Origin of the sequence: Chryseobacterium taiwanense, assembly GCF_000813825.1 — a bacterium.
GTDB lineage: Bacteria > Bacteroidota > Bacteroidia > Flavobacteriales > Weeksellaceae > Chryseobacterium > Chryseobacterium taiwanense.
Genome location: NZ_JWTA01000005.1, coordinates 445,327 through 472,081, shown reverse-complemented (window position 1 = coordinate 472,081; position 26,755 = coordinate 445,327). Strand labels below are relative to the sequence as shown.

22 protein-coding genes are annotated in these 26,755 nt (G+C 34.5%); 5 read left to right on the top strand and 17 right to left on the bottom strand.

The genetic code is table 11. The features are described from left to right. Nucleotides 1-19: 19 nt before the first annotated feature. The 3 genes from RM51_RS08740 to RM51_RS08725 all read right to left on the bottom strand — a co-directional run bounded on the left by RM51_RS08740 (nt 20) and on the right by RM51_RS08725 (nt 5,745). Entirely contained in the window at nt 20-2,785 is a 2,766-nt protein-coding gene (locus RM51_RS08740) for a hypothetical protein (RefSeq protein ID WP_039367629.1), read from the bottom strand. 77 nt (nt 2,786-2,862) lie between these two features. Further along, entirely contained in the window at nt 2,863-5,214 is a 2,352-nt protein-coding gene (locus RM51_RS19090) for a TonB-dependent receptor plug domain-containing protein (protein ID WP_052248440.1), read from the bottom strand. 12 nt (nt 5,215-5,226) lie between these two features. Then, nucleotides 5,227-5,745, bottom strand: coding sequence for an RNA polymerase sigma factor (locus RM51_RS08725; protein ID WP_039367626.1), 519 nt, complete (start codon nt 5,743-5,745; stop codon nt 5,227-5,229). A 342-nt stretch (nt 5,746-6,087) separates the two neighbouring features. Here RM51_RS08725 and RM51_RS08720 point away from each other — a divergent pair, with 342 nt between their 5' ends. Together RM51_RS08720 and RM51_RS08715 are read left to right on the top strand one after the other, a co-directional pair. Then, nucleotides 6,088-7,950 (top strand): T9SS type A sorting domain-containing protein, encoded by a 1,863-nt coding sequence (locus RM51_RS08720; RefSeq protein ID WP_039367623.1) that lies wholly within the window; start codon nt 6,088-6,090, stop codon nt 7,948-7,950. 234 nt (nt 7,951-8,184) lie between these two features. Continuing rightward, complete coding sequence (locus RM51_RS08715) at nt 8,185-9,387, top strand: C1 family peptidase (protein ID WP_039367620.1); 1,203 nt, start codon at nt 8,185-8,187, stop codon at nt 9,385-9,387. Between the two features lie 395 nt (nt 9,388-9,782). Here RM51_RS08715 and RM51_RS08710 read toward each other — a convergent pair whose 3' ends face one another. Then, the gene (locus RM51_RS08710) at nt 9,783-10,844 is read right to left on the bottom strand and encodes an NADH:flavin oxidoreductase (protein ID WP_039367617.1); all 1,062 of its coding nucleotides are present in this window, start codon (nt 10,842-10,844) and stop codon (nt 9,783-9,785) included. A 140-nt stretch (nt 10,845-10,984) separates the two neighbouring features. Between RM51_RS08710 and RM51_RS08705 the strand changes: the two genes are divergently transcribed. Then, nucleotides 10,985-11,356, top strand: a complete 372-nt coding sequence (locus RM51_RS08705) for a winged helix-turn-helix transcriptional regulator (protein WP_228375793.1) — start codon at nt 10,985-10,987, stop codon at nt 11,354-11,356. 72 nt (nt 11,357-11,428) lie between these two features. Here the strand turns inward: RM51_RS08705 and RM51_RS19085 are convergent, their stop codons facing one another. Together RM51_RS19085 and RM51_RS08695 are read right to left on the bottom strand one after the other, a co-directional pair. Next, nucleotides 11,429-11,917 (bottom strand): DUF4274 domain-containing protein, encoded by a 489-nt coding sequence (locus RM51_RS19085; protein ID WP_052248439.1) that lies wholly within the window; start codon nt 11,915-11,917, stop codon nt 11,429-11,431. 105 nt (nt 11,918-12,022) lie between these two features. Then, nucleotides 12,023-14,455, bottom strand: coding sequence for an alpha-ketoacid dehydrogenase subunit alpha/beta (locus tag RM51_RS08695; RefSeq protein ID WP_039367610.1), 2,433 nt, complete (start codon nt 14,453-14,455; stop codon nt 12,023-12,025). A gap of 137 nt (nt 14,456-14,592) precedes the next feature. On the opposite strand from RM51_RS08695, the gene RM51_RS08690 reads away from it, so the two are divergent. Then, complete coding sequence (locus RM51_RS08690; RefSeq protein ID WP_039367608.1) at nt 14,593-14,886, top strand: hypothetical protein; 294 nt, start codon at nt 14,593-14,595, stop codon at nt 14,884-14,886. Here the strand turns inward: RM51_RS08690 and RM51_RS08685 are convergent, their stop codons facing one another. From RM51_RS08685 to queA, 6 genes are all read right to left on the bottom strand, one after another. Next, a complete protein-coding gene (locus tag RM51_RS08685; RefSeq protein WP_039367605.1) occupies nt 14,887-15,864 on the bottom strand; it encodes a polyprenyl synthetase family protein in 978 nt (325 codons plus the stop codon). A gap of 72 nt (nt 15,865-15,936) precedes the next feature. Then, a complete protein-coding gene (locus RM51_RS08680) occupies nt 15,937-16,845 on the bottom strand; it encodes a hypothetical protein (protein ID WP_039367602.1) in 909 nt (302 codons plus the stop codon). 78 nt (nt 16,846-16,923) lie between these two features. Then, nucleotides 16,924-17,865 (bottom strand): sterol desaturase family protein, encoded by a 942-nt coding sequence (locus RM51_RS08675; RefSeq protein WP_039367599.1) that lies wholly within the window; start codon nt 17,863-17,865, stop codon nt 16,924-16,926. A 74-nt stretch (nt 17,866-17,939) separates the two neighbouring features. Further along, entirely contained in the window at nt 17,940-18,974 is a 1,035-nt protein-coding gene (gene rlmN / locus RM51_RS08670) for a 23S rRNA (adenine(2503)-C(2))-methyltransferase RlmN (protein ID WP_039367596.1), read from the bottom strand. Nucleotides 18,975-19,016: 42 nt separating this feature from the next. Next, nucleotides 19,017-19,364 (bottom strand): four helix bundle protein, encoded by a 348-nt coding sequence (locus RM51_RS08665; RefSeq protein ID WP_039367594.1) that lies wholly within the window; start codon nt 19,362-19,364, stop codon nt 19,017-19,019. Nucleotides 19,365-19,412: 48 nt separating this feature from the next. Next, complete coding sequence (gene queA / locus RM51_RS08660) at nt 19,413-20,462, bottom strand: tRNA preQ1(34) S-adenosylmethionine ribosyltransferase-isomerase QueA (RefSeq protein WP_039367589.1); 1,050 nt, start codon at nt 20,460-20,462, stop codon at nt 19,413-19,415. A gap of 199 nt (nt 20,463-20,661) precedes the next feature. On the opposite strand from queA, the gene RM51_RS08655 reads away from it, so the two are divergent. Then, a complete protein-coding gene (locus RM51_RS08655) occupies nt 20,662-21,354 on the top strand; it encodes an AIM24 family protein (RefSeq protein WP_039367587.1) in 693 nt (230 codons plus the stop codon). Nucleotides 21,355-21,408: 54 nt separating this feature from the next. On the opposite strand, the gene RM51_RS08650 is transcribed toward RM51_RS08655, so the two are convergent. The 5 genes from RM51_RS08650 to RM51_RS08630 all read right to left on the bottom strand — a co-directional run bounded on the left by RM51_RS08650 (nt 21,409) and on the right by RM51_RS08630 (nt 26,745). Then, the gene (locus RM51_RS08650; RefSeq protein ID WP_039367585.1) at nt 21,409-21,900 is read right to left on the bottom strand and encodes a DNA-deoxyinosine glycosylase; all 492 of its coding nucleotides are present in this window, start codon (nt 21,898-21,900) and stop codon (nt 21,409-21,411) included. Between the two features lie 128 nt (nt 21,901-22,028). Next, on the bottom strand, nt 22,029-24,023 hold the full coding sequence (locus RM51_RS08645; protein WP_039367583.1) for a S9 family peptidase: 1,995 nt from the start codon (nt 24,021-24,023) through the stop codon (nt 22,029-22,031). Between the two features lie 195 nt (nt 24,024-24,218). Beyond that, nucleotides 24,219-24,563, bottom strand: a complete 345-nt coding sequence (locus tag RM51_RS08640) for a phage holin family protein (RefSeq protein ID WP_039367826.1) — start codon at nt 24,561-24,563, stop codon at nt 24,219-24,221. 79 nt (nt 24,564-24,642) lie between these two features. Continuing rightward, a complete protein-coding gene (locus RM51_RS08635; RefSeq protein ID WP_039367580.1) occupies nt 24,643-25,065 on the bottom strand; it encodes a PaaI family thioesterase in 423 nt (140 codons plus the stop codon). 129 nt (nt 25,066-25,194) lie between these two features. After that, the gene (locus tag RM51_RS08630) at nt 25,195-26,745 is read right to left on the bottom strand and encodes a GMC family oxidoreductase (protein ID WP_039367577.1); all 1,551 of its coding nucleotides are present in this window, start codon (nt 26,743-26,745) and stop codon (nt 25,195-25,197) included. Between the last annotated feature and the right edge of the window lie 10 nt (nt 26,746-26,755).

Below are 26,755 nucleotides of genomic sequence, written 5' to 3'. Positions count from 1 at the left end.
TGGTTACGGATAAATTCAATTAAAATTTAAAAGAAACTGTGCAACCATAGGTTTTAAAAGACGGCAGATTGAAAAAATCCAAACCTCTGCTGTCGTCAAAATCATAAAAATTCTGATTAGAATCTACCCCCCTGTTTGCCTGCCAAAGGAAAATATTGTTTACATAAAAACTTACACCTAAAGCTCTTCTGAAATTCCCTATATCAAAATATGCGGAAAGTGTAATATCATTAATCCTTATGTAATCAGATTTTTGCACATAGTTTTCACCAACACCAAGCAAGCCATATCTCGTCCATCGATTTTCACTTACTGCCTGATTAGGATTGTAAAAATCAACAGGAATCTGATTGATATTGCCGTTAGAATTGACGCCTTCAAAAACATAATTTTTAATATTTCTTTCATCTCCCGAAGTTTGAGAACGACCGTAATAATCGAGAACAGCCTGAGTTCCATTCCAGACTTGTCCGCCTTTTTTCCATTCCCAATTGATGTCTAAAGCAAACATTTTATAAGTAATGTTATGCGAAAATTTTATCACAAAATCAGGAGTTGGATCTGCAATAATTTTCGTTCCGGAAGCTTTAATTGGATAACCATTATCATCAATAACTACTTTTCCTTCTGCATTTCTTTCATAATAACTTCCCACAACTGCGCCTAAAACCTGACCTTCGGATAGTGTTTTATAAATATCATTAAAACCAGAAATCATCAGATTATTATATCCTGAATTTACACGGTTCACAATATCTTGGTATTTAAAAAATGAAGCTTTGCTACCGATAGCAAAATTGTATCTGCGATAAATATTATCATAATTGAAATTAACTTCATAACCATCATAAGTATGTTCTGCTAAATTTTTTAATACTAAATTCTGATTTTCAAATACAGGAAATACATCGTCAGAAATTTTACGGTTAAAGTATTCCGCAGTCAAATTCATTTTATGGTTGATAATAAATTTAAATCCCGTTTTCCATTCTTTCACATTAATATTCGAAAGATTTTTAAATGTTTCAACCTCTTTTAAAGGAAAATAAAATTGGGCATTCTGAGCAGAAAACTGAGTTGTTGCATACGAAGAATATGATTTTGAAATCTCAGGTTCGGCTGCTAACTGTGTGTAAGCTCCCAAAACCTGAAAGTCTGTATTATTCCAACCAAAGATGTCTTTAAAAGTAAAATAGCTGTTTGCTTTTGGTAACCAATAATTGTTTTTCAGAGAAGTATTTGAGATGTAAAATGAGTTTCCAAGGTTTACTCCAAATTCGATGTCATCATAATCTTCGTAATCCAAATTATAATTAAAAATATAATCCTGTGAAGTTCGTTGATAAAAATAATTTCTGTCTAAACTATGACTCACATTGATTTTTCTATCATTTAAAATATGATTTAAACTGAATTTATTCGTTAAATCGCCACCTTGTAACTCGTAAGTCGCCGAAATATTTGAATTATAAAATTCATTTTGCTGATTTCTGACATTATAAAGTCCGTTTTGAAAACCAGTTGTTGAAACCTTGTAAACATCTCGATGCATCATACCCTGATTATCATAAGCCTGACTAATATTGAATTTAAAACCTCTCCATTGTCTACTCAGATCAAAATTAAGCTGTCTTACATTTTCGCAATAATTGTACTTATTTTCCTGCTTAAAAAGAAATTCCGGATTGTCCGCAAACAAACTGTAACTTCTCTGCAAACCATTATTCAGATAAGCATTTTGCTGATTTGAAAATGATACGGGAGTAAGAAGAGAATTCTGATAAGCTCGATTGAAAAGCCCTATTCTATTGGTATTGGTTGCTTTATTTTCTTCATAATTAAATCCTGCATTGATTTTAAATTTTAAAATTTCCGTACTGAATTTAGCTTTAAAAAAATTTACAATATCAAACTGATCTATAAAATACATCTGGTCTTTTTGTTGCCCCATACTTAATAAAAGTCGTGCATCTTCATTGTAACCGCCACTTCTAATGATTGCATTTACATTCAACTGATTGCTGTAACCGACTGTCGTTTTGAAGAGATTGTTATTGTAAGATTTTGCAGGAGAAATTCCGTTTGATAAATTGACCAATTGTCCATTACTATCATATTCATAAGGTTGTCCGTTGTAACCTAAAGTTGAAATATCGGGGCCGAAGCTGAACATTTCGCCTGTTTCAGGACCTTTCCAAACCAACGAACCGTTTTCACATCTTCCCTGAACATATCTGTTTTGAGTTTTGGGAATTCTGTTTCTATTTTTTATATCTAATGATGAGCTGAAACTTCCATTAAAAACAAGATATTTTGTCGGCTGACTTTTGAGTTTGTAGGTAGAATCTGACTTTAATTTTAATTTTCTGACATCCGAAATATTATATCCTGCATTCTGTCTTAAAGAATCGTAAGAATTCTCAATACTAAATTCATCTGCTTCAGTCTTTTTTATCAGATTGTCATAATCTTTAGAACTGATGTTTTCAACATATCTTCTATTTATTCTGCTTTCAAGAATATTTTTTAATTCATAAACACTATAAATCACCTGAATATTTTTTCCGTTATTCCAAACCAAAGTATCACTTACATTAGCCTGAATAATCGCAAAGCCTTTCTCATCGGTTAGTTCATAAACACCTTTATTTTTATTAAAAATCTTTAGAAAATTTTGAGGTTTCTTTTTTTCATTATAAAATGTTCCCGAAAAATAACCCTGAGAATCCTGCGCAAAGGCAAACTGCACCACAAATACAGGCAATAACAGATAAACTTTTTTCATCCTTGATAATATTTCTAAAAATAGAGAAAAAAAAGAAATCCCCGGAGAAATTTCTTTTTTTGAAACCTTCTTTTGTATTAGTTTTTAATGACTTTAAAGGTTTCCCATCCTTTTTCTGTTCTGGCTCTGATGAGATAAACACTTTGAGGATAAGATGAAATATCAATAATACTTTTTCCTGAAAGTTTTTCCTTTTTCATGATAATTTTTCCTGCCAAATCATATACATACAGTTCATCAATCGGAAAATCTGAAATAATGCTTACCGAACCTTTAGTAGGATTCGGAAATAATTTGATTTGATGTTCAGCGTTGACATCTGCTTCTGTTTCCAGTTTTTTATTCAGATAATTTTGAGAAGTATTTTTGTTGCATTCGGTAAGTGTTGCGCGTTGCAAAATAAGTCTCAGAAGAAGATCATTCAATTTTTCTACCTCATAAGATTCTACTGTAGGTTCAATATGATTGTTTCCGATTCCGCTGTGGTTGGTAAGAAAAATGTAAGTCCCGTTCGTCATTAGAGCAAAAGTTCTCATCAGATATTCTGTCTGCTTATCAATATCACTTGCGGATAGAGGAATAACAGTTATTCCTTTCTGAGATGCGGTTTTTATATATTTAAAAAGCTTGTCAATATTTTCTTCCGATTGATGTGGCGGTGCATCAAGAATTAAAAATATGATTTTGGTAGAATTTTCTGTGCTCCATTTCAGTTCATTTACAGACACGTCCATTGCTTCAACTACAGCTTCAGGAAAATCACCGCCACCTGCAGCATTTTGCTCTTTAATAAATTTCAAAAGCTGATCGGCATTGTCATTAAAATCAAACTTTTTGGTCACATATTCATCTCCTTGATCTCTGTAAAAAACAGAACCATATCTTACCTCAGTATTTTTCAGGTTAGATTCAACTTTTTTAAGAACGTCCAGAAGCTCAGACTGCAAATAGGCGATTTCATCTCCCATCGAGCCTGTTGCATCAACTACAAATGCAAGATCTAAAGCTCTTTTTTCAGTACATGGTTTATCAAGAATAATAAGGTTTTGTCCGTTTTTGAATTCTTTAGGCTGATTGCTGATAATATTATTTGAGCGATCTGTCAAAATATATTTCCCAATTTTTTGTTCAGAGCTAGTAAGTGGATCAATCCATAACTCTGCATTCCCCAGATTATCGGTAATGGCTTCCCAGATAACTTCATTTTTGTCATTAACTAATTTTAGTTTTTCTCCTACGATTGGTTTTTTATTTTTATTAACCAATTGTACAGATACTCTTCTTTCAGGGAAAAATTTCCATTCATTTTTATATCTTTCCAAAGTGGGTACGGCAATATCCATCCAGTAATTCCATTTAGAAAAATCATTTGCTTCTCCCGCAGTAAGTTGTCCGGCTTTTGGAAGTATTTCTTCTTTTTCTTCCGCCTTATCTATAATATCTGTTTTTGCTTTTGGGAAAAGTTTTTTCAGAAACTTATCAAACTTTTTATTTTTTGATTTTGATGCATCTTTAGTAGAAATTACAATAACTCCATTTGCCGCTCTGCTTCCATATACAGAAGTTGCAGCAGCATCTTTTATCACTGAAACTTCCTTGATATTCTCAGGTTTTAGTTTTTTGAATTTTTCTCCGTTTGCGATTTCACCGTTAATAATATATAAAGGTTCTGAACTTTCTTTAATTGAAGCAACTCCTCGAATACGAATAGCGTTTTTAGAAGAACCCGGACTACCTGAACCAGAACTGATTGATAACCCTGGAGCTTCTCCACTTAAAGAATTTAAAAATCCTACACTTGATGAATTACTAGCAATAAGATTTCCACTTACAGTTGAAGTTGATGATACAGATTTATATCTGGTTACTGTTTTACTGTATCCAAGCACTACAACTTCTTCAATATTTTTTTCTTTGTAGCCACTGTCTACAGGAACATAAGCAACTTCTTTATTAATTGCTATTGGTTTTATTTTATAATTTTTAATGCGATTTATTAATGGTTTTTCTTCAAAAACAAAACCTGATTCAGGATTATACAATCTTTTTGCATCTTCATAAGCTAATATTTTTTGATTTTGATGCTCTTTTAAACCATTATCTTCTTTTTCAATATTAGACTTTACCGTACTATCAATTGTCTGAACATTTGAATTCACTTTAGAAGAAACCGTGTTGTGAGCAATTGCAGGTTTTTGAATTTCCGAAACATCATTTTTATTAATAAAATAGAATGCTCCCAATCCAATAATTAAGCTCGCTGCAACTCCATAAGGAAGCCAGATCGGGATGATCCTTTTTTTATTTTCTTTTGTCTCTAATTTTTCTTCAACTTGAGCCCAAACTTTATCAAAACCAGGAAAAGTCGCTGGTTCTTCCGCTTTAGAAGCCTCATTGAATTTTTTATCGATATCGTGATTATTTTCCATTGTTGTAAAGTTTTAAATGTTGTGATTAACCAAAAGTTCCTGAAGCTTTTTTCTTGCAAAATTCAGCTGTGATTTTGAAGTTCCTTCACTGATTGAAAGCATGGTAGCAATTTCCTTGTGCGGATATCCTTCAATCGCAAAAAGATTAAAAATCGCTCTGCAACCTTCCGGAAGAAAGTTGAGTAGTTTGAGAATATCTTTTTCGAAAGAAAGACTTTCTACAGGAATATCTGAGGACTCAATCAGGTTTTCATCCAGAGAAATATGAAGTGCTTTCATCGCTCTCAGTTTCTGTAAACATTCATTCACCGTAATTTTTTTTGCCCACGCTTCAAAAATCTCGGGATTTTGTAGCTGATTAAGTTTCGTAAAGATCTTATAGAAAGTATCGGCCAATACTTCTTCTATATCTTCATCATTTTTCAGGTAACGTTTGCAAACTGAGTAAAGTTTACCCGCCATCTTTTCGTAAACCTTCCGCTGTGCATTGCGGTCATTCCGTTGACATCCTATTAGTAATTCGTATTCCATAGGTTCGCTTTATACTCTAATAGATGCAGAAGTGTTGGATTGGGTTGGAAACATGTAAAACTTTTTTTTAAAAATATGAAATTTCTTTTCTAAGTAATTAGTTTATGAATTCACAATATGTAAAGGCAATTGCTACTAAAAACACAATTATTTCACTGAATTATGATTTTATATTTTTTAATTGATTACTTTCGAAAAAAATAATAACATCAAATAATCATGAAAAGTATTCATTCTAACAAAATCCTACAGAGGAATTTTATTAAACCTTTTTTTCAGCCTCAAGTTTTAGATAAAATATTATTTTTCATGAAATATTGCAATAGAATAAATACTTTCATAATGGCTCAGAATAAAAAAGGATGGGTACTTTTTTTACTATTACCCGTATTATATTGTAGTCAGACATATCAATGGCAATGGGGAAAACAGGCAGGAGGATTAACAGGCTCTGCTGATCCGGGGTTTCATTATGTATTTGACGAATCTATAAGAGATATTGTAGTGGACAATAACAATAATACCTACTATCTTGCAACAATGCGCCAACAGGAACAAAACCTGAATGGTACACCTGTAACCAATTACGGTCTTAGTGATCTTTTTCTCTTCTCAACTGATTGTTCAGGAAATATTAGATGGACAAGACCAATCGGAGGTACAGGAGACGGAGAAAATGCATGGCATATTAAAGTGGATAATAACGGGGGATTATATATTCTGGCTACGATTTATAACAATTCGTATGTCGGGGATCCTAATGCAGTTCCGGTACATTTCGATGACACCCATACACAGCCTCTGTATACCTATTATGATCAAACCATAGAGCCCGCTCACAAAGCAGCTTTCCTATTAAAATATAATACTTCGGACGGTACGTTAGCGTGGAGTAAATCTTTACAGGGGGATGTTAATTATTTTTCCCGTATGTGCGATGTTCAAATGATGTATATGGATTCTTCCAAAAACATTCATGCTGTTATGGGCTTCAGAGCTGGAACACATTTAAATGGATTGATTACTGTACCTTCCACCTATACATCAAGCTATCAGTATTATGCTGTAAAGTTTAATTATGACAATGGTAATATGACACTTGCCACTCCCTTACTTCTTCCTATTACCGGAGATGCAATAAATATTGTAGGAAGAGAAGGGACAGTTAATTTAGTCTACGATGAAAGTTTAAATCGCTATTATCTGGCAGGTAAAAGAATGTCTCCGGGATTCGGTTACATGGCTGATCTTTCCTACAATAATGTTCCGTTTATAAAAGAAGCTTATGTGCTGGCTTTTGATGGGAGTACCGGAGCTGAGGTATGGAGAAGAGAAATTAACAATGGTTCCACAGCTACGGATGATGAAATTCATTCTATTATAAAAGATCCAACTACTTCAGATATTTACATTTCAGGACGTTATTTTAATGGAATAACCGTCCCTGCAACCTTTGGAAGCTATACTTTTCCATTAAGAAATTATGTTGAAGCTGTTCCGTTTGTTATGAAGATCAATGCTTCGGGTACCGTACAGTGGGCAAGAACTCCGGAAGCAATGTCTGGTCTTCAGTTTGGATATCGCTTTACCAAAGGAACAATTGCTATTAATGGAAATGAAATAGCATTTGCAAAAGGAAGCTGGTCTGATATCTGGGGTAGCTATACAATGACTCGCTCTAACGGAGATCGTTCCGACCCTTTATTAGTTCGCCTTAATAAAGATACCGGAGCTGTAATAGGAGCTGCAGAGATTGTTAGTCCTTATGGATTTATAGATGAATTTACAGCTATTGCAGCAGATCAAGATGGTAACTATATAGTGGGAGGCTTTTTCCATGATCAATTATTTACAGATCCTAATGATAACGTCAACACAATGGCGGTTAATGTAGCAGGAGGAAAGTCCCAGTCTTTTTTCACAAAATACGCTAAATCAGCATGTAGCCAGATGTCTGTAGAAGAAACTGCAGCTAATGCAGGAATTCAATTATATCCAAATCCTGTACAGGATATTTTGCATATTAAAAGTAAAGAACCATTGGTTTCTTATGAAATTTATGGAGCAACAGGACAATTTATAAAACAAGGTAGTTTTAGTTCAACACAGGAGAATATAGTCCTATCCTCTTTTTCAACAGGAATATATTACATAAAACTTAAAACCCAATCTTCTACTGTCACAGAAAAAATTGTAAAAAAATAATTCCATTTACACAACCTTATCATATACTGCTCTCTTCGGAGAGCATTTTTTTTGTAATAAAATTCTGCTCTTTTTCAACTTATAAAATCATAATGAATAGGTAATCAGATCTTATAAAAACATTTATTGCAGGATAAAAATTAAATCATAAAATTCAATTTTAAATTTAACTTTTCCCTTTGTAACAAATCTTTAATATGAACGACTATTCATATAAATAATCTTTTTATAGTAATGAAAAATACCAAAATTGCGTCATTACTTTTTGTTTTGTCTGCAGGAAGTATGATGTTTGCTCAGGATGACTTAATCAATAAGCTAAAAAACAATCAGTCTCAAAATGCTAATTTCCAGTTTACAACGTTGAAAGACGTAGGAGCGACTTCGGTAAAAAACCAAGGTTCTTCAGGAACTTGCTGGAGCTATTCAGGGAATTCTTTCCTAGAATCTGAAATGCAGAGAATGGGTAAAAAGCCTGTTGATTTGGCGGAAATATTCACTGCAAGAAATTCTTATCATGATAAAGCAAAATTATATGTTTTAAATAATGGAGCCATCAGTTGGGGAGACGGAGGAGAATTGCACGACGTTATTAACATGTACAAAAAATACGGAGCAGTTCCACAAGATGTTTACACAGGATTAAAATCCGGACAAACATTAAACAATTTCTCTGAAATGCAAGGTAAATTAAAACCAGTTTTGGACAGTTTGGTTCAGGCAGCTTCAAAAGGAAAGTTAACTGATAACTGGATGGCTTCTGTAGATGCTATTTTGGATGAATATTTAGGAAAAGTTCCAACCAACTTTACGTATGAAGGAAAATCTTATACTCCGCAAACATTTGCTAAAGAAGTGGTAGGGATCAATCCTGAAGATTATGTAGAAATCTCTTCTTACAAAGATTATCCTTATTATCAAAAATTTGTAGTTCCAATTCCTGATAACTGGAGCCACGATTCTGACTGGAATGTACCAATGAAAGACTTAACAGCAATTATTGATAATGCTGTAGATAAAGGATATTCTATCGGTTGGGCAACAGACGTTTCAGAACCATATTTCTCTTATAAAAACGGAGTGGCTTATGTTCCGGATATGGATTTAGATCAAATCACTAAAGACAACAAAGGAACTTTATTTACAGAGCCTAAAAAAGACAAAACGATCACTGAAGATATGCGTCAGAAGGCTTTGAACAACCTTTCTACAACAGATGATCACGGAATGCACATCGTAGGATTGGCAAAAGATCAGTCTGGTAAAGAATATTATATGGTAAAGAATTCTTGGGGTGTGACGAATGATTTTGAAGGGTATATCTATGTAACAAGACCATATGTTGAGTACAAATCAACAGCAATTCTTGTTCACAAAAATGCGCTTCCAAAGTCTATTAAAAAGCAATTGAAGCCTACTAAGAACATTGGTTTATAAGAATCACTTTTTGCCTTTACAGGCAATTTAGATATTTAAATCTGTTAAAGAAACCGTTTTCAAATTTTGAGAACGGTTTTATTTTTATTTGAACCATTAAGGAAATTAAGAAATGAAGTTTAATTAAGAAAAATCAAATTGATTTTTAAGTTTTAATCTAAAAGCGAAGCCCAACTTAACAAATCTAAACTCCTTAAAATAAATCTTAACGGTTCAAAATATCATCTATCATAAAAAACCGCCTCAAGTAATTATCCTGAAGCGGTTCCGTGTAAAATAATTGATAGGTAAAAATATATTAAAGTCAAAAGAGAACTTTACTGTGTAAGTGAATAATTAATTGTCAAGTAAATACAAACTGAAAACGCAGCAAATTCACCATTGATCATTGATTTTTAAAATAAAACAGCCATACTTTCAGCCTTGAAATCTAAAAGATCTTCTGTTTTTCCTTCTTTTACTTTTCTCACCCATTCCGGATCCTGTAAAAGAGCTCTTCCTACAGCAACCAAATCAAAGTCGCCTCTTTCTAATCTTTTAGTTAATTCGGTTAAATCAGCTTTCTCAGTTCCTTGTCCTGAAAATGCTCCCATAAAATCTCCTTCAAGACCTACAGAACCTACCGTGATTGTTGGCTGACCTGTAATTTTCTTTGCCCAACCTGCGAAGTTTAAATCAGAGCCTTCGAATTCCGCTTCCCAGAAACGTCTTTGTGAACAGTGGAAAATATCAACTCCGGCTTCTTTTAATGGCAATAACCATTCTTCCATTTCTTCCGGTGTGTTCGCCAATTTTGTTGAATAATCCTGCTGTTTCCATTGAGAAAGCCGGATAATAATGGTAAAATCCTCTCCTACTGCCGCTCTGATTGCTTTTACAATATCTACTGCAAATTTGCTTCTTTCTTTTAATGTTTTCCCACCGTATTCATCTGTTCTTGTGTTTGTTACTTCCCAGAAAAACTGATCGATCAAATAGCCATGCGCTCCGTGAATCTCAACAACATCAAATCCAAGATCTTTTGCAGATTTTGCAGAAGCTGCAAACTGAGCAATCGTATCCTGAATATCTTCCAATGTCATGGTAGAAGCTTTTTCCATATCTACCAAAGGATAGTCTGCAGAACTTCTTGTATCTCCAACATGCCAGATTTGAGGACCCATTTTTCCACCATTTTCATGAACGGCATCAATAACGTTTTTCCATCCGTTTAATGCCTCAGTTCCATAGAAATCAGGGATATTCTGCATATTTTTTGAACCCGGTCTGTTGATTACAGTTCCTTCAGAAAGAATTAATCCAACCTCTGAAGCCGCTCTTCTTGCATAATACTCTGTAATTTGTTGAGTCGGGACTCCGTTATCAGATTGTGCCCTGGTCATCGGAGCCATTACAATTCTATTTTTTAGTTCTAAATTCTTATATTTAAAAGGCTTAAATAATGATTCTGTGCTCATTTTTATCTCTATATTTTATAATTGTTACACAAAGTAACTAATAATAGTTCACTTTTGTATCTTTTGAATTTAAAAAAGTGGTAACTTTGCAGTAACCTACATTAGTAACGTAAAAGTAACATATGAAGCAAAATGAATTAATGGCATACAGTTGCCCTTTAGGAAAAGCAATGTCTGCCTTAGGAAGCAAATGGAAACCGATTATTGTATTGGTGATCAAAGACCGAAAATTACGTTTTGGAGAACTTGCGGTGCGCATTAATGTAATCTCAAGAAAGGTTTTAACCGATCAATTACGTGAAATGGAAGCCGACGGATTGGTGATCCGTGAAGAGTTTAAAGAAATTCCTCCAAGAGTTGAATATTCGTTAACGGAGAAAGGATTAGCATTATTACCTATTCTGTATCAATTAGAAGAATGGGAGAAGAAATATCATATATATGATCCGGAAAAAGAGAAAGATTGTAAAACTCTTTTAGAACAAAAGAATATAAAAAAGGCTGTTGTTTGACAGCCTTTTCTATTTATTTCAAAAATTCTCCGAATGCTACGGTTTTACAAAGTAATTGAGTTTCAAAGTCCACTATTGATTTTTAAGAAATTTTAGTATTGTACCTAAATAAATTGGTTTAAGACCTTTTATCATTTTTGTCATCTCGACTGGAATACCCCAATTTAAGATTTGATCCTCCTCAATTTCAAAATCTTCTTGAGGATTGTAGCTAAATATTGATCTTTTAAATTTATTGGATTTGAAAGATTCTATAATTGTTTTCAATAAATGATTAATTTCTCTTTCATAAACATCTAATTCGTTTTCTTCTTTTTCAAGATAATAATCTGGACAAGCTCTCCAAAAAATCATCAAAGCAGTTGCTTTATCACATTTGTTAGAGTTCACAATCCACAATAAAACTTCAACACCATCATCCCAATTATAAATATCAACAAGATAATGAAGTTCGACAGAGCTTAATGTCTTAAATTTTTCAAAATCTGGTTTTTCATCTCGAAAAGACAATTCAAAAAAATTCTCTTTAATAAAATTTTCACGGCTCGATTTGACAATCATTTGTATTAGTTATTAATTTTAAACAATTTACAAATTTTAAGACATTTTATAACAAAAAAACCGCTCCCAAAAAGAAGCGGTTTCAAAATTTATTTAAAAGCTCAATTAAAATATCGCAGGATATTTCTGAGGATTTGTTTCATTAAACATCGCGTAGATTTTTTCTACCATATCATCTGTAGATGGTTTAGAGAAATAATCTCCGTCACTTGCATACGCAGGTCTGTGATCATTTGCTGAAATTGTTAATGGGTCAGAATCCAAGAATCTGAACGCTTTTTGCTTTTCTAAAATCTGTTGCAAAATAAACGCTGAGGTTCCGCCTTCCACATCTTCGTCGATTACGACTAATCTGTTGGTTTTCTTCACAGACTCAGCAATTTCGTGAGTTAAATCGAAAGGAATTAATGACTGAACATCAATAACTTCCGCAGAAATCCCAAGTTTTTCTAATTCTTCCGCAGCTTCCATTACAATTCTCCAAGTTGAACCGTACGTTACCAATGTAACATCAGCTCCTTCTTTGGTCACTTCAATTTTTCCAACAGGAACCGTGAATTCACCTAAGTTATCCGGCTGTTTTTCTTTTAATCTGTATCCGTTCAAACATTCAACAATCACAGCAGGATCGTCGCTTTGAAGCATTGTGTTATAGAATCCGGCTGCTTTTGTCAAGTTTCTTGGAACTAATACCAAAATACCTTTAGAAAGGTTTAGAATTCCCGCCATTGGAGAACCGGAATGCCAAACTCCTTCCAATCTGTGACCTCTCGTTCTGATAATTACAGGTGACTTTTGACCTCCTTTAGTTCTGTACTGAACGGTAGCTAAGTCATCGCTCATTCCCTGTAAACAGTATAAAATATAATCTAAATACTGGATTTCAGCGATAGGTCTCAACCCTCTCATTGCCATCCCAATACCTTGTCCAAGAATCGTAGCTTCACGGATTCCCGTATCGGCAACACGAACCTCGCCATACTTTTCCTGCATTCCTTCAAGACCTTGGTTTACGTCACCAATATTTCCGGCATCTTCACCAAATACTAAAGTTTCAGGGTATTTTTCGAAAATCTTGTCAAAGTTATTTCTTACCACTACTCTTCCGTCTACATCTTCCGAAGCATCAGAATAGATTGGTTTGATTTCCTGTACATTCTCCGCTTTCCACTGAGACTGAGAGTATAAATGAGAAGAATAATTGTCTTTTTCAACCTCAAAAATCTCATTGTATTTCTGCATCAATTGGTTTCTTTCCGCAGAATTTGTTCCTCTTGTAGCCAATAAAGATTTTCTTACCAAATGGAAAACATCTTTCTTAGCTTTTGAAACTAATTTATTGAACTGATTAATATAGTTTTCAATTTCAGTATTTTGTCCTTTAATATTTTCAACTAAAGGTAACACTGAACTGATTAAATCTATAATTGTTTTCTGATAGCTTTCCCAAGCCTGTTTTTGTCCTGCTTTTACAGTCTTCTTAGCTTCTTCATCGATAGAATCCAATTCTTCAGCAGTTGCTAAAACTTCTTCTTTACCATCGATTTCTATTGAATAGTTTAAAATCCATTCTTTGAATTTCACCAAGCCATCAAACTGAGATTCCCAAGCTAAACGCTCTTCATTCTTATATCTTTCGTGAGATCCTGAAGTAGAGTGACCTTGTGGCTGTGTCACTTCAATTACGTGAACCACAACAGGTACAGATTCCATTCTTGCAAATTGTTCTGCTCTTGCATAGGCATCCAATAATGCTGCATAATCCCAAGCTTTCACCTGAATGATTTCACAACCTTGAGCTTCTCCTTCTTTTCTTTGGAAACCGCTCAACATTTCTGCAATATCCGCTTTTGCTCTCTGATTTTTTGTAGGTACCGAAATTCCGTAACCATCATCCCAAATTGAAACCACCATAGGAACCTGAAGTGCACAAGCAGCATTCAAAGTTTCCCAGAAATGCCCTTCCGCTGTAGAAGCATCTCCAATTGTTCCAAAAGCGATTTCGTTACCGTCTTTTGAGAATTTTTCAGAACCATCGAATTTAACTGATTTATATATTTTTGAAGCCTGAGCTAATCCTAATAATCTCGGCATTTGTCCTGCTGTAGGAGAAATATCTGAAGAAATATTTTTCTGAGCCGTCAAATCTTTCCAACTTCCGTCTTCATTCAAACTTCTTGTGGCGAAGTGACCGTTCATCTGTCTTCCAGCTGACGCAGGTTCTCTTTCAACACTTGTATCTGCATATAACTGAGCAAAGAAACTCTCTACGGTCAAGGCATCTACAGCCAATGCAAAAGTCTGATCTCTATAATATCCTGAACGGAAGTCTCCATTTTTGAAAACTTTCGCCATTGCCAACTGAGGAAGCTCTTTACCATCCCCAAAAATACCAAACTTAGCTTTTCCTGTAAGAACTTCTCTTCTTCCTAAATAGGACATTTCACGAGAAACCCTCCCCAACTTGTAGTCTCCAAGTATTTGATTTTTAAAATCTTGGAAAGAAATTTGCTGTGTTTCAATATAGGTTGTTTGCATAGCCAAATATAAAATTTTTAAATTCTCGAAGTATTTTGCTAATATACACTTTTTAAATTAATTTTAATTTTTATTAATCTTTTTTAAAAATTTGATAATAAAAAAAATTGTGTTTTATTTTGGATAAATTTGTATAGATGGAAAAAAAGTCAACACATATACTGAACGCATCGAGTAATCTTTTAGGGTTTTCATTGGTGATCATCACCTCATTAAAGATCACTAAAATGAGTCATAGTACACATTTGGACGAATTTGCAGGAGTAGCATGTCTATGCTTTGCATTCAGTTGCTTCTTCTCTTTCCTATCCATCAGATCAATGAACGAAAAGCGTGCAACCAAGTTTGAAACCATTGCGGATTATTTATTTTTAACCGCTTTATTTTGCATTGTTTTAGCCGTTATTATTGTAACAATGAGAATTATTTAATTAAAATTTTCTCTCAATTACATAATCTAGCATCAGATGTAAAGCTTTTTTAGGCTCAGAATCAGGAAATTCATTAAGAATATCTTTTGCTTTCTGCTGAAAATCTTTCATCACAGAAATAGCATAATCAAGTCCACCAGAAGATTTCACGAAATTTATCAACTCTTTAACACGTTTTTGATCATTATTATAACGTTTTATCGTATTAAAATAGTATTTTTTATCTTTTTCGTTAGCTATTTTTAAGGTATGAATTAAAGGCAATGTCATTTTTTGCTCTTTAATATCAATTCCTACAGGTTTTCCGATGACATTTGAACTTAAGTAATCGAAAAGGTCATCTTTAATCTGAAACGCCATTCCTGTGTAAGTTCCGAAATCCATCATTTTTTTTGCCAATTGTTCATCAGCGTTATTTGATAGTACTCCGATCTCACAACAAGCAGCAATTAAAGTAGCAGTTTTCTGACGGATAATTTCATAGTAAACATCCTCCGTGATATCCAGTTTTCTTGCTTTCTCTAATTGAAGAAGCTCTCCTTCGGACATTTCACGGATCGTTCTTGAAATTACGGCAAGCAAATCATAATCTTTATGATCCGTAGAAAGTAAAACAGCTTTTGACAATAGGAAGTCTCCTACCAAAACCGCAATTTTATTTTTCCACAATGCATTGATTGAGAAGAAATTACGTCTTTTAAAACTTTCATCCACCACATCATCATGAACCAAAGTCGCGGTATGAATCAATTCGATCATAGAAGCTCCACGATACGTTTTTTCATTGACATCTCCGATAAGCTTAGCACAAAGAAAAACAAACATTGGACGCATCTGCTTTCCTTTTGTTGTAACGATAAAACGAGTGACTTTATCTAATAAAGGTACTTTGCTCTGCATTGATTCATAAAACTTCTGCTCGAAAAGTTTCATTTCCTCATTGATCGGTTGCTTGATTTCTTCTACGATGTTTGCCACAATCTGCGAATGATGGATAAATAATTATTAATTCTCACAAAGATAATTTTTTTAAGTTAATTTTAAGGGAAATTAATCTTTGAGTTTATCTTTTGGAATAAAATATAAGCTTTGTTTTGCCCCTCCCACAGGAGAATGGAATTTCTCTCCAGAAATATAGACACCCAGCTCATCTACTGCTACTCCTTCGATCTGCCCGATTGAAAGAGCAGTTCCCAAATAATAATGCTCTGGATCTTCTTTTAAAAATATTCCCGGCTCTGTTTCTTTGAAAATATTTAAGAAGACTTCTGTTTTCTTGGTATAACCTACTAAATAAAGCTTATTGTCAAAATAAGCAGCATCCGTCACAACAAAATCGGTCTTGAAAGATTCTATTTTTTTAGCTTCCTGTTTTTCTGAAATTTCGGGATCTATAGTATAATGTGTTGTTGATTTTGAAGCCCATTCTTTAGTAAACAGATGAATTTTCCCATTCAAATAAATCATTGCTTCTGCATCAAAGTCAGTTTTTAGATTCTTTGGGGTAAAATCAGTTTGTTCGGGATAGAAAAACGGAATTGAAATACCATCTAAAGCTCTTTCAGATCCTGAAACTTTATCGGTATTGATCTGATTAAAATTTCCATAAGGAACTTTATAAATGACAAGGTCTTTTCTAGCACCTGCATTATTCCCAAAGTCTCCTATATAAAAGTTTTCTCCATCATTTGTCAAAGCTTCCCAATCGGTATTGATTAAGTTGGTTTTAAGGACTCGGGCAACTTCACCATTCTCTTTATTGAGTTCAAAAAGATCAGGAGTATTGCCACTGTCATTGAAAGTATAAAGTTTTCCATTCAGTAGACTTAATCCCGATGTTTCTTGAACTTTTGCCTCTAAATAATTCACTCTGTATTTTCTGATCTTTAGAAAATCAGTTTGTTGAGAGAATAAAATTGTAGAAATAGAGAGAGAAACGACTAGGAAAAACTTTTTCATAACGTAAAATTAAGGTTTTTATGTAAGTACCGCTACAAATACTCTAAAAACAAAAGATGAGCAAAAGCTCATCTTTGATTATGCAGATTTTTCGTGAATCTTTTCTTTTTTTCTATTTTTTTTCTCCCAATATTCCCTTTGATAATCTTTCACCGTTTTTCCTTTCCCATCGTGTCGCCATCCCGGAGAATTGAATATATAATTAAATCGATCTTTAATGGTAAGATTGGGTTGTTTAAGGTCTTTTGCAATTTTTTGCCATTCGTAAAGTAGTGTTGTGATGGGTCCGTCATCCGGCATTTTAGGGTAAATTCCAAATTTAACAGGAACTTTAGGATCTTCAGGTTCAAAAGTTCCGAAAATTTTATCCCAAAATATGAAAACCATTCCCATATTTCTGTCAAGATACTTGATATTACATCCATGATGAACACGGTGATGAGAAGGTGTCACTAAAATATATTCTAAAAATCCCATTTTTTTCACTGTTTGTGTATGTACCCAAGTTCCGTAAACCTGTCCAACAGCATAGCAAACCATGATCGTCCAAGGATTAAAACCTAAAAATGCTAAAGGAGAAAAGAACAGATAACGATACAAAGGCTGGAAAACCGGACTTCGAAAACCTGTCGTTAAATTAAAATATTCAGAATTATGATGGGTAATATGCACCGCCCAAAAAGCTCTTGATTTATGATCAACGAAATGATGAAAATAATACGCTAAATCTGTCACCAAGAAACACAGCACCCAATAATACCAAGTGCTCATATCAAAATCGAACAGTCTGAAACTATAGAAAAAGAACATTACGCCCATTGCGAAAGTCTTCATCACAAGATCCAACCCAAAGTTCATCAGTGCAAGATATATATTGGTCAGTAAATCTTTTCGATTGTACAAATGTGCCTGCGCGATACTGCTGTAAATCATTTCCGCCAAAATAACCGCAGCGTGAACAGGAATAGCCCAAGCATATACACTTTCTAGTCCATTTTCGCTCATAAAATAATCCATCATTTGCTACTAGTTTAGTACAAATTTAGAATTTTAAGAGATCGTTAAGAGTATTTTTTGATTTTTTTAATGAAATTTTAATCTACCGTTTTATTGGCAAGCTGACCGCAAGCTGCATCAATATCACCACCACGGCTTTTACGGATCATTACCGTAATTCCTGCATTTTCAAGCTGACGAACATAGTTTTCTTCTGCCTGTTTGTTGCATTGGTCGTATTTACCGTCACCAATCGGATTGTATTGGATAAGATTCACTTTAGAAGGAACCTGTTTACAGTACTTGATTAAAGCTTTGATATCTTCGTCTCCGTCATTAATTCCTTTCCAAACGCAATATTCGAAGGTAATCACAGAGCCTGTTTTTTTATACCAATATTGAAGTGCCTCCATAATATCCGTTAAAGGAAATTTATCAGAAAACGGCATGATTTCGTTACGTTTAGATTCTATAGCAGAATGCAATGACAATGCTAATTTCACCCGTAATTCATCATCAGCCAACATTTTGATCATTTTTGGAATTCCCGAAGTAGAAACAGTGATTCTTCTCGGAGACATTCCTAAACCTTCCGGTTGTGTTATTTTTCTAATCGCTTCAACCACATTTTTGTAATTCATCATCGGCTCCCCCATTCCCATAAAAACAATGTTGGTAAGCGGTCTGTCGAAATACATTTTACTTTGGCTGTCAATTAAAGCGACCTGATCTACAATCTCGGCAACTTCAAGATTTCTCATTCTTTTCAGACGAGCTGTTGCACAAAATTCGCAGTTTAATGAACATCCAACCTGCGAAGAAACACAAGCTGTTGTTCTAGTTTCTGTAGGAATTAAAACAGATTCTACCAATAAGCCATCGTGAAGTTTCACACCGTTTTTAATGGTTCCGTCCGAACTTTTTTGAAGTAAATCAACAGAAACGGGGTTTATGGTATATTCTTCAGAGATTCTATCTCGAAGCTGTTTTGAAAGATTCGTCATCTCCTCAATAGAGTGGAGATTTTTACTCCACAACCAGTCATACACCTGCTTCGCACGAAACGGTTTTTCTCCTAAAGACACAAAATAGTCTTTAAGCTGGTCTAGTGATAAAGTTCTGATATCTTTCATATTATTTAAAGAGCCAAGTTAAAAGTAAAAATTAAAAAGTTTTTAAAGTTTGGTATTATTAACAATTGCAGCCAAAATGTTCTTCAATTCAGCGCTTTCATTTAATAAAGCTTTAAATTCTTCAGAATCATATCCTTCTAATTTTTCTAAAATCCGAAGCCAAAAATTACTTTCTCTGGCTTCTCTTAAAGCAATTTTCACTTTATTTTTAAAATCAGCTTTAGAAGATCCCGCTTGCGATTCTTCATAGTTAGCTCCTATTGAAGTCGCTGATTTTCCAAGTTGAAATCTTATTAATTTACTTTCAGGATCATTGGGAAGTGATCTTAAAAACTTAAGACAATTCACTCCAAATGTAAAAGTTCTTGTAAGTAAATCATTTTCTTTCATCTCGACTTGTACTTTTTACTTTTAACCTGGTTCTTTTTACTTATTTTATTAAATAATTAACATTGCATCTCCGTAAGAGTAGAATTTATATTTCTCTTTTACGGCTTCTTCATAAGCATGCATAATGAAATCTCTTCCCGCAAACGCTGCAATCATCATAATTAATGTAGATTTTGGCGTGTGGAAGTTGGTGATCATACAGTTTGCAACTCCGAAATCGTGTGGAGGATAAATGAATTTATTCGTCCATCCGTGGAATGCAGAGATTTTCTTGTTTGAAGAAACTGAAGTTTCAAGAGTTCTCATTGTTGTTGTTCCAACAGCACAAACTCTTCTGTTTGCTTCTACCGCATTGTTGATGATCTGAGCATTTTTCTCGTCGATGAAGATTTCTTCAGACTCCATTTTATGCTTAGAAAGATCTTCAACTTCAATCGGGTTGAAAGTTCCTAAACCAACGTGAAGAGTAACTTCAGCAAAATCGATTCCTTTGATTTCTAATCTCTTCATCAAGTGTTTTGAGAAGTGAAGACCTGCTGTAGGTGCAGCAACCGCTCCTTCTACTTTTGCGTAGATTGTTTGGTATCTTTCAGCATCTTCTGGCTCAACGTCTCTTTTGATATATTTTGGAAGCGGAGTTTCTCCTAATTCCTTCAATTTAGTTCTGAATTCTTCATAAGAACCATCGAATAAGAATCTCAATGTTCTTCCTCTTGAAGTTGTGTTATCAATAACTTCAGCTACCAAAGATTCATCTTCAGTAAAGAACAATTTATTACCAATTCTGATTTTTCTTGCCGGATCTACCAAAACATCCCAAACACGAGTTTCTTTATCAAGTTCTCTCAACAAGAAAACTTCAATTTTAGCTCCTGTTTTTTCTTTATTTCCGTAAAGACGAGCAGGGAACACTTTAGTATTGTTGAAGATAAAAAGATCTCCTTCGTCGAAATAATCAACAACATCTTTGAACAATTTGTGCTGAATAGTTTCAGTCTTTCTGTCCAAAACCATTAATCTGGCTTCGTCTCTGTGTTCTGATGGGTGCTCTGCCAATAATTCTGCAGGAAGGTCAAAATTAAAATCTGATGTTTTCATTTTTTAAATTACGGTTTAAAAATTATTGAAATTACAAGGTGTAATTTTCGAGGTGCAAATATACGACATTAAACACCCCTTTGTCAAGTGTTATTTAATCGGATCATAAATTAATATTTAAATGAAATAAAAAAAACCGGGATTTTACGATAATTTTTAAAACTTTAAAAAGCTATTTTTGGGGCTTTAAAATTACACTATGAGCAAATATTCAATTGAATCTTTTGTAAACGAGACAAAAGAAAATCCACAAGAAAGAGATTATTTTGAACTGGAAAAACCAGCACTTTTAGAAATCAATTTAAACAACCAATCTGTATGGACAAAGAGGGGAAGTATGGTTGGTTATGTTGGTAGCATCAATTTTGAAAGACAGGGAATGCTTTCCGGAGGAATTGGAAATCTATTAAAAAAAGCGATTAGCGGAGAAGGTTCCAAGCTGATGAAAGCTGAAGGAACCGGAAAATTATACGTTGCTGACGAAGGAAAAAAAGTCCGTATTCTGTATCTTAACAACGAAGCAGTTTGTGTAAACGGAAACGATGTTTTAGCACACGATCAGAGTATAAAAAGTGACATCACGATGTTAAAAAGTATTGCTGGTGTAATGTCTGGTGGACTTTTTCAGGTAAAACTTTCCGGTACAGGACACATTGCAATGACTACTCATGGTGAACCATTGACATTAATGGTAACTCCTGATGCGCCTGTTTTCACAGATCCCAATGCAACAGTTGCCTGGTCTGGAAATCTAAGTCCAGAGCTAAAAACAAATGTTTCTTTCAAAAGTTTGATGGGAAGAGGAAGTGGTGAAGAGTTTCAAATGAAGTTTTCAGGAAATGGATGGGTTTTGATTCAGCCTTATGAGGAAGTTTATAGAATTGAGAAATAAATTTTAATTTTTATATTAGATAAATTTAGGCAGGAATAAAACTATTCCTGTTTTTTATTTTAAAGCTTCCAAAATTCTTTTCCATTCTTCTAATTTCTTTTCAAAAGAAACCGTGTGAAGCGGACTTGTTGAGGGCATTAATATAATTGGGGTTTTAAAATTTTTCCCTAGAACTTTTTGTAGGTTTTTATATGATTTTCCTCCGTTACAGAAAATGGCTGTAATACTCGGATACTGTTCTAAAAGCTCTTCAATCTGATTGGCTTCTTCATTTTTGATTTCAGAATCGAGACTTCCTTTTCTTTCGCAGGAATCAATAACATCCCAAAGCGCAATATGGTTTTTCTTTAGTATATTGATTCTTTCTTCATAATCATCGGTAAAGCCCTCATGAAACAATTCAAAAATAATTTTCCAGAATTTGTTTTGCGGATGGGCATAATACTGTTGTTTTTCTAATGATTTCACTCCGGGAATTGAGCCTAATATTAAAATTTTAGAGGTTTCATCAACGATCGGAGGAAAGGAAGAAATTCTGTTTTGCATGATTCAAATATATAAATTTTGGCTAAAGCCATTTACCTATTATAAAACAAAAAGCGGGCTAAAGCCCGCTCCTATTGATATTTTTCAGAACAAATTATTTTTAATTATTGATTCTTATCTTTTAATTTTTAAAGTGTTTCTTTTAACCAGTCAAAGAATTCTCTTTGCCAAACCAATCCATTTTGCGGGTGAAGTACCCAGTGGTTTTCGTTCGGGAAGTATACCAGTTTTGATTTTAATCCTCTCATTTTTGCAGCCTGGAAAGCTTCCTGACCTTGTTCGTAAGGAACTCTGAAATCAATTCCTCCCTGAACGATCATAATTGGTTTATTCCATTTATCAACAAAATTACTCGGATTGAATTCTGTATACGCTTTCGGCAATGGTTTTTCCCATGGAGAACCTAAATCCCAGTTTGCAAACCAAAGTTCTTCAGTCGTTAAATACCAAGATTTCATATCAAATAATCCATCGTGAGCGATAAATGTTTTGAATCTGTTCTCGTGAATTCCAGCTAACATAAATACGCTATATCCTCCATAGCTTGCTCCTACTGCCGCTACTCTGTCTCCATCTACATAAGGTAATGTTTTAGCATAGTCTGTAGCTGCCAAATAATCTCTCATCGGCTGTCCTCCCCAATCTCTTGAGATCTCTTCATTCCATTTTGTTCCCCAACCCGGCATTCCTCTTCTGTTTGGAGCCACTACGATGTATCCGTTTGCTGCCATTAAAGCAAAGTTCCATCTTGTGCTGAAAAACTGTGTTAATGCAGATTGCGGACCTCCTTGACAATATACTAAAGTCGGATATTTTTTACTTGGATCGAAGTTTGGCGGATAGTGGAACCATACTCCCATTTCTTTTCCGTCAGAAGTCTTCACCATTTTCAGTTCAGATTTTCCCTGAGCTAATTTAGAGTACATGTCTTTATTTGCTTCAGTAATCTGCTTCATTTCTCCGTTTTTAATATTGACAGAGAAAATATCGGTGGCATGATTGATATCTGTTCTTCCTACCAACAGCGAGCTTTTCTGATCTGCGAAGATTTCATTCACATCAAAATCACCTTTTGTGATTTGCTGAACTTTGTTACTTTTCGGATCTAATGAGAACAATTGTTTTGTTCCTCTGAAAGCTGCTGTGAAATAAATCGTTTTAGAATCTCCGCTCCAGAAAACATCTCCGGAAACGCTTTCATCCCAACCGCTCGTTAAGTTTGAAATTTTTCCGGATTTCCAGTCCATGATTTTTACATCATTCTTGTCTGCTTCATAGCCGTCTCTGGCCATACTCTGCCAGATCAAAGATTTTCCGTCCGGACTGAATTTTGGGTTTACATCATATCCTTTATTAGCTTCCGTAAGGTTTTTTGTAGTTCCTGAAGCCAAATCGTACGCGAAAATATCTGTATTGGTACTTGTAGAATATTCTTTACCGCTTTTTGGTTTCGTTACGTATAAAAGCTGTGCAGAATCCGGGCTCCAGATGAAATCTTCTGCCCCACCGAAAGGTCTTTGAGGGGAATCCCACATTTTTCCGTCCAGTAAATCTTTTGCAGCATCTACTTTATCTGAAGTATTGACTACAAAAACATGATTGTATTTCCCTTCATTAAAGTAATCCCAGTGTCTGTGATTAAGATCTGTATATACCTGTGCCGTCGTTTTTGGGGTATCGGAATATTTGTCTTTTCCCATTACTTTTTCCACCAAAACCTGCTTACTGAAAGCTATTTTTTTACCATCCGGAGAAATGACTACATTATCAGCTTCACCGATCGTGTAGAATTCTGACCATGTTTTACCATTGTCTTTTGAAAGAAAAATCTTATCTCCTTCCTGAGCATAAATTCCATTTTTATCCCACTGGATAAGTGCTTTCTTGCCAAAATCGATTTTTGCAGACTGATTATTAAGAACGTTTAAGAAATAGTTCTCACTTTTCGTTTTTTCAGTTTTAAGATCAACCTGCCCCACTTTATAGATAAGTGAAGACTGATCCGGTGAAACTGCCTGTACTCCCACTTTTTTCAAAGTCCATAGGATCTCAGGCGTCATTAGTTGTTGTGCATTCATTAAAAGCGGAGCTGCCAAAGCCAGCAGACTGTACTTAAGTTTCATATTCTGATATTCATTTTTAGCGGATATATAAAATCTCACGAGACTTCATATTCCTAAATTCAAAGATTGCCAAAGTTAATATTTAAAATAAAAATGAACGAAAGAATTAACATTTAAAGTTATTGGTGTTTTAAAAAGAAAATCCGCCAATTAAAAACTGACGGATTCTGCTTGTATTATTAAAGAGATTTTTCATTAATCTCCATCTGAAAAGATTGAATTGGCCAAAGAGGTAATAATTGACAGCAAAATACTGAAAATAAACGCCCACCAGAAACCATTGATCTCCATGCTATCAATAAAGTAATCTGCGATCAGGATAATTAAAGCATTGATTACTAATGCAAAGAAACCTAATGTAATAATGGTAAGCGGTAATCCGAATAAGCTTAATATCGGTTTTACGATTACATTCAGAACGCCCAGAACGATGGCAAAAATAATAGCTGTGCTGAATCCTTCAAAATGTACTCCCGGCAAAATTTTCGTTAAAAGATATGCTACAATTGCAGTGATCAGTAATCGGATAATTAAGTTCATGTTATTTATTTTTTTATTATTCGTAGTAACCACCGAACAAAACTCATTCCATTTTCATGTGAAAAAGTTTTTATCCTGTTTATTTTATCTTCATCATCGTTACCAATGAAGTGGCTGCATGGCTTTCATTTTCTCCATTTTCATCTACAACATAAATTTCAGTTCTTACCACGCTTATCTTTCCTCCTCCTTTTATCACATAAGATTTTGAAACCAGTGCGTCTCCTATCGCCGGTCTTAAATAATTGACCTTCAGCTCAACCGTCACCACATAGCAATCTTCTGCATAATGACTTACAGCTGCATATCCTGAAGAAACATCTACCAAAGAAGCGATCATTGCACCGTTGAACATTCCTGCTTTTCTGGTCATCATTTCCATTTTTGGAATTTTGATGGAAATATAATCGGTTTCTACCGCCAATAATTCTGCTTTGTAAAATTTCAGGGTTTCGGAGCGGCTGAAGCTGTCTGTAATGAGTTTTCTTTTTTCCGGAGTCATTATATTCTGTTTACTGCAAAGGTAAGCCCTGCAAAGCTTTTATTTGAATTAAAGATAAAAAAGTTACCTCATTTTCATGAGATAACTTTCGAATTTCTGAACTTTCTTTTACATTAATTGAAGCAGATTTTACGCCATTGACATATTCTTTGAGGAACTTGACTGCTTAATTCCATGATCTTCTTTGATCATATCAGCAGCTTTTTCCCCAATCATAATGGTCGGAGCATTGGTGTTTCCTGAAACCACATCGGGCATAATGGAAGCATCCGCAACACGCAATCCTTTGATTCCGTAAACTTTTAGTCTCGGATCAACAACTGAATGGCTGTCGATTCCCATTTTGCAGGTTCCTGTCATGTGATGATAGGTTGAGCAGGATTTTTTAATATAATCTAAGACTTCTTCTTTGGTTTTGCCTTCTCCCGGATAAATTTCACCGTCGTTCCATTCTTTCATAGCTTCGGTTCTTCCCATTTCACGACAGATTTCAACACATCTGTACAATGCTTCCAGATCAGATTCTTCAGAAAGATATTTTGGATCTATTTCCGGTGAAACTGACGGATCTGAAGAGATTAATTTGATATACCCACGACTTGCAGGACGGATAAATCCCGCACAGAAAGTGAACGCATTTTCAGGACCTGTAAAACCGGGGCTGTAATACGGAAGTCCCATAAATAAAGGCTGCAGATCCGGAAAAACCATTTCTTCTTTACTTTTCCAGAATAATTGTGCTTCCAAAAGATTGGCTTCCGGAGCCGGAATTTCTTTTTTAGCTTTAAAAATAACACTGGTCAAAAGATGGTCCTGAAGATTTTTACCTACTCCTTTCAGGTGTTTTACAACAGAAATACCGACAGATTCCAGTTCATTTTTATCTCCAATCCCTGAAAGCATCAGAAGTTTTGCAGATTCTATCGTTCCGCAGGAAACAATCACTTCTTTATCGGCTCTTGCTTCTACTAATTCTCCGTTTTTTAAATATAAAACCCCAACACATCGATCGCCTTCAAAAAGTAACTTCTGAGCTAATGCGTTGGTATGAATTTCCAGGTTTTCTCTCGATTTTACAGGGTCTAAAAAAGCTTTTGCGGTAGAACATCTTTTTCCGTCCTTACCAACAGTAAGATGGTTTAAACCTGATCCCCAAATTTCTTTATTAAAATCATCTGTTTCAGGAAATCCCAATTCTGTACAGGCTTTAAGAGCGCTTATAGAAATCGGATTCGGAGTTTTGATACGGCTCACAAAAAGAGGTCCGTTTCCTCCGTGAGTTTCATCTTCACCGTCTTCGTGTGTTTCGGACTTTTTAAAATAAGGTAAAACACTTTCCCAATCCCAACCTACACATCCGTTATAAGCCCAATGATCGTAATCTTGTCTGTGACCTCTGATGTAAATCATTCCGTTGATGGAACTTGAACCGCCCAATGTTTTTCCTCTCGGCCAATATCTTGTATTGTTTCCACCACTTTCCTGAGGAACTGTGTGATATGCCCAGTCTCTCTCCGTATTCCATATTGCAGGCCAGCCTGCCTGTGCATGAACTTCGGGAATATTGTCTTCTGAACCGGCTTCTAAGAGAAGTACATTTATAGTTGAGTTTTCGCTTAATCTGTTGGCAATTACTGCACCTGCCGAACCTGATCCGACAATGATAAAATCGTATTTCATATAGTTTTAA

Bases quoted from the DNA above. Each gene is read 5' to 3' on its own strand.
- RM51_RS08740 (WP_039367629.1), bottom strand. From the start codon at position 2,785: ATGAAAAAAGTTTATCTGTTATTGCCTGTATTTGTGGTGCAGTTTGCC.
- RM51_RS19090 (WP_052248440.1), bottom strand. From the start codon at position 5,214: ATGGAAAATAATCACGATATCGATAAAAAATTCAATGAGGCTTCTAAA.
- RM51_RS08725 (WP_039367626.1), bottom strand. From the start codon at position 5,745: ATGGAATACGAATTACTAATAGGATGTCAACGGAATGACCGCAATGCA.
- RM51_RS08720 (WP_039367623.1), top strand. From the start codon at position 6,088: ATGGCTCAGAATAAAAAAGGATGGGTACTTTTTTTACTATTACCCGTA.
- RM51_RS08715 (WP_039367620.1), top strand. From the start codon at position 8,185: ATGAAAAATACCAAAATTGCGTCATTACTTTTTGTTTTGTCTGCAGGA.
- RM51_RS08710 (WP_039367617.1), bottom strand. From the start codon at position 10,844: ATGAGCACAGAATCATTATTTAAGCCTTTTAAATATAAGAATTTAGAA.
- RM51_RS08705 (WP_228375793.1), top strand. From the start codon at position 10,985: ATGGCATACAGTTGCCCTTTAGGAAAAGCAATGTCTGCCTTAGGAAGC.
- RM51_RS19085 (WP_052248439.1), bottom strand. From the start codon at position 11,917: ATGATTGTCAAATCGAGCCGTGAAAATTTTATTAAAGAGAATTTTTTT.
- RM51_RS08695 (WP_039367610.1), bottom strand. From the start codon at position 14,455: ATGCAAACAACCTATATTGAAACACAGCAAATTTCTTTCCAAGATTTT.
- RM51_RS08690 (WP_039367608.1), top strand. From the start codon at position 14,593: ATGGAAAAAAAGTCAACACATATACTGAACGCATCGAGTAATCTTTTA.
- RM51_RS08680 (WP_039367602.1), bottom strand. From the start codon at position 16,845: ATGAAAAAGTTTTTCCTAGTCGTTTCTCTCTCTATTTCTACAATTTTA.
- RM51_RS08675 (WP_039367599.1), bottom strand. From the start codon at position 17,865: ATGATGGATTATTTTATGAGCGAAAATGGACTAGAAAGTGTATATGCT.
- rlmN (WP_039367596.1), bottom strand. From the start codon at position 18,974: ATGAAAGATATCAGAACTTTATCACTAGACCAGCTTAAAGACTATTTT.
- RM51_RS08665 (WP_039367594.1), bottom strand. From the start codon at position 19,364: ATGAAAGAAAATGATTTACTTACAAGAACTTTTACATTTGGAGTGAAT.
- queA (WP_039367589.1), bottom strand. From the start codon at position 20,462: ATGAAAACATCAGATTTTAATTTTGACCTTCCTGCAGAATTATTGGCA.
- RM51_RS08655 (WP_039367587.1), top strand. From the start codon at position 20,662: ATGAGCAAATATTCAATTGAATCTTTTGTAAACGAGACAAAAGAAAAT.
- RM51_RS08650 (WP_039367585.1), bottom strand. From the start codon at position 21,900: ATGCAAAACAGAATTTCTTCCTTTCCTCCGATCGTTGATGAAACCTCT.
- RM51_RS08645 (WP_039367583.1), bottom strand. From the start codon at position 24,023: ATGAAACTTAAGTACAGTCTGCTGGCTTTGGCAGCTCCGCTTTTAATG.
- RM51_RS08640 (WP_039367826.1), bottom strand. From the start codon at position 24,563: ATGAACTTAATTATCCGATTACTGATCACTGCAATTGTAGCATATCTT.
- RM51_RS08635 (WP_039367580.1), bottom strand. From the start codon at position 25,065: ATGACTCCGGAAAAAAGAAAACTCATTACAGACAGCTTCAGCCGCTCC.
- RM51_RS08630 (WP_039367577.1), bottom strand. From the start codon at position 26,745: ATGAAATACGATTTTATCATTGTCGGATCAGGTTCGGCAGGTGCAGTA.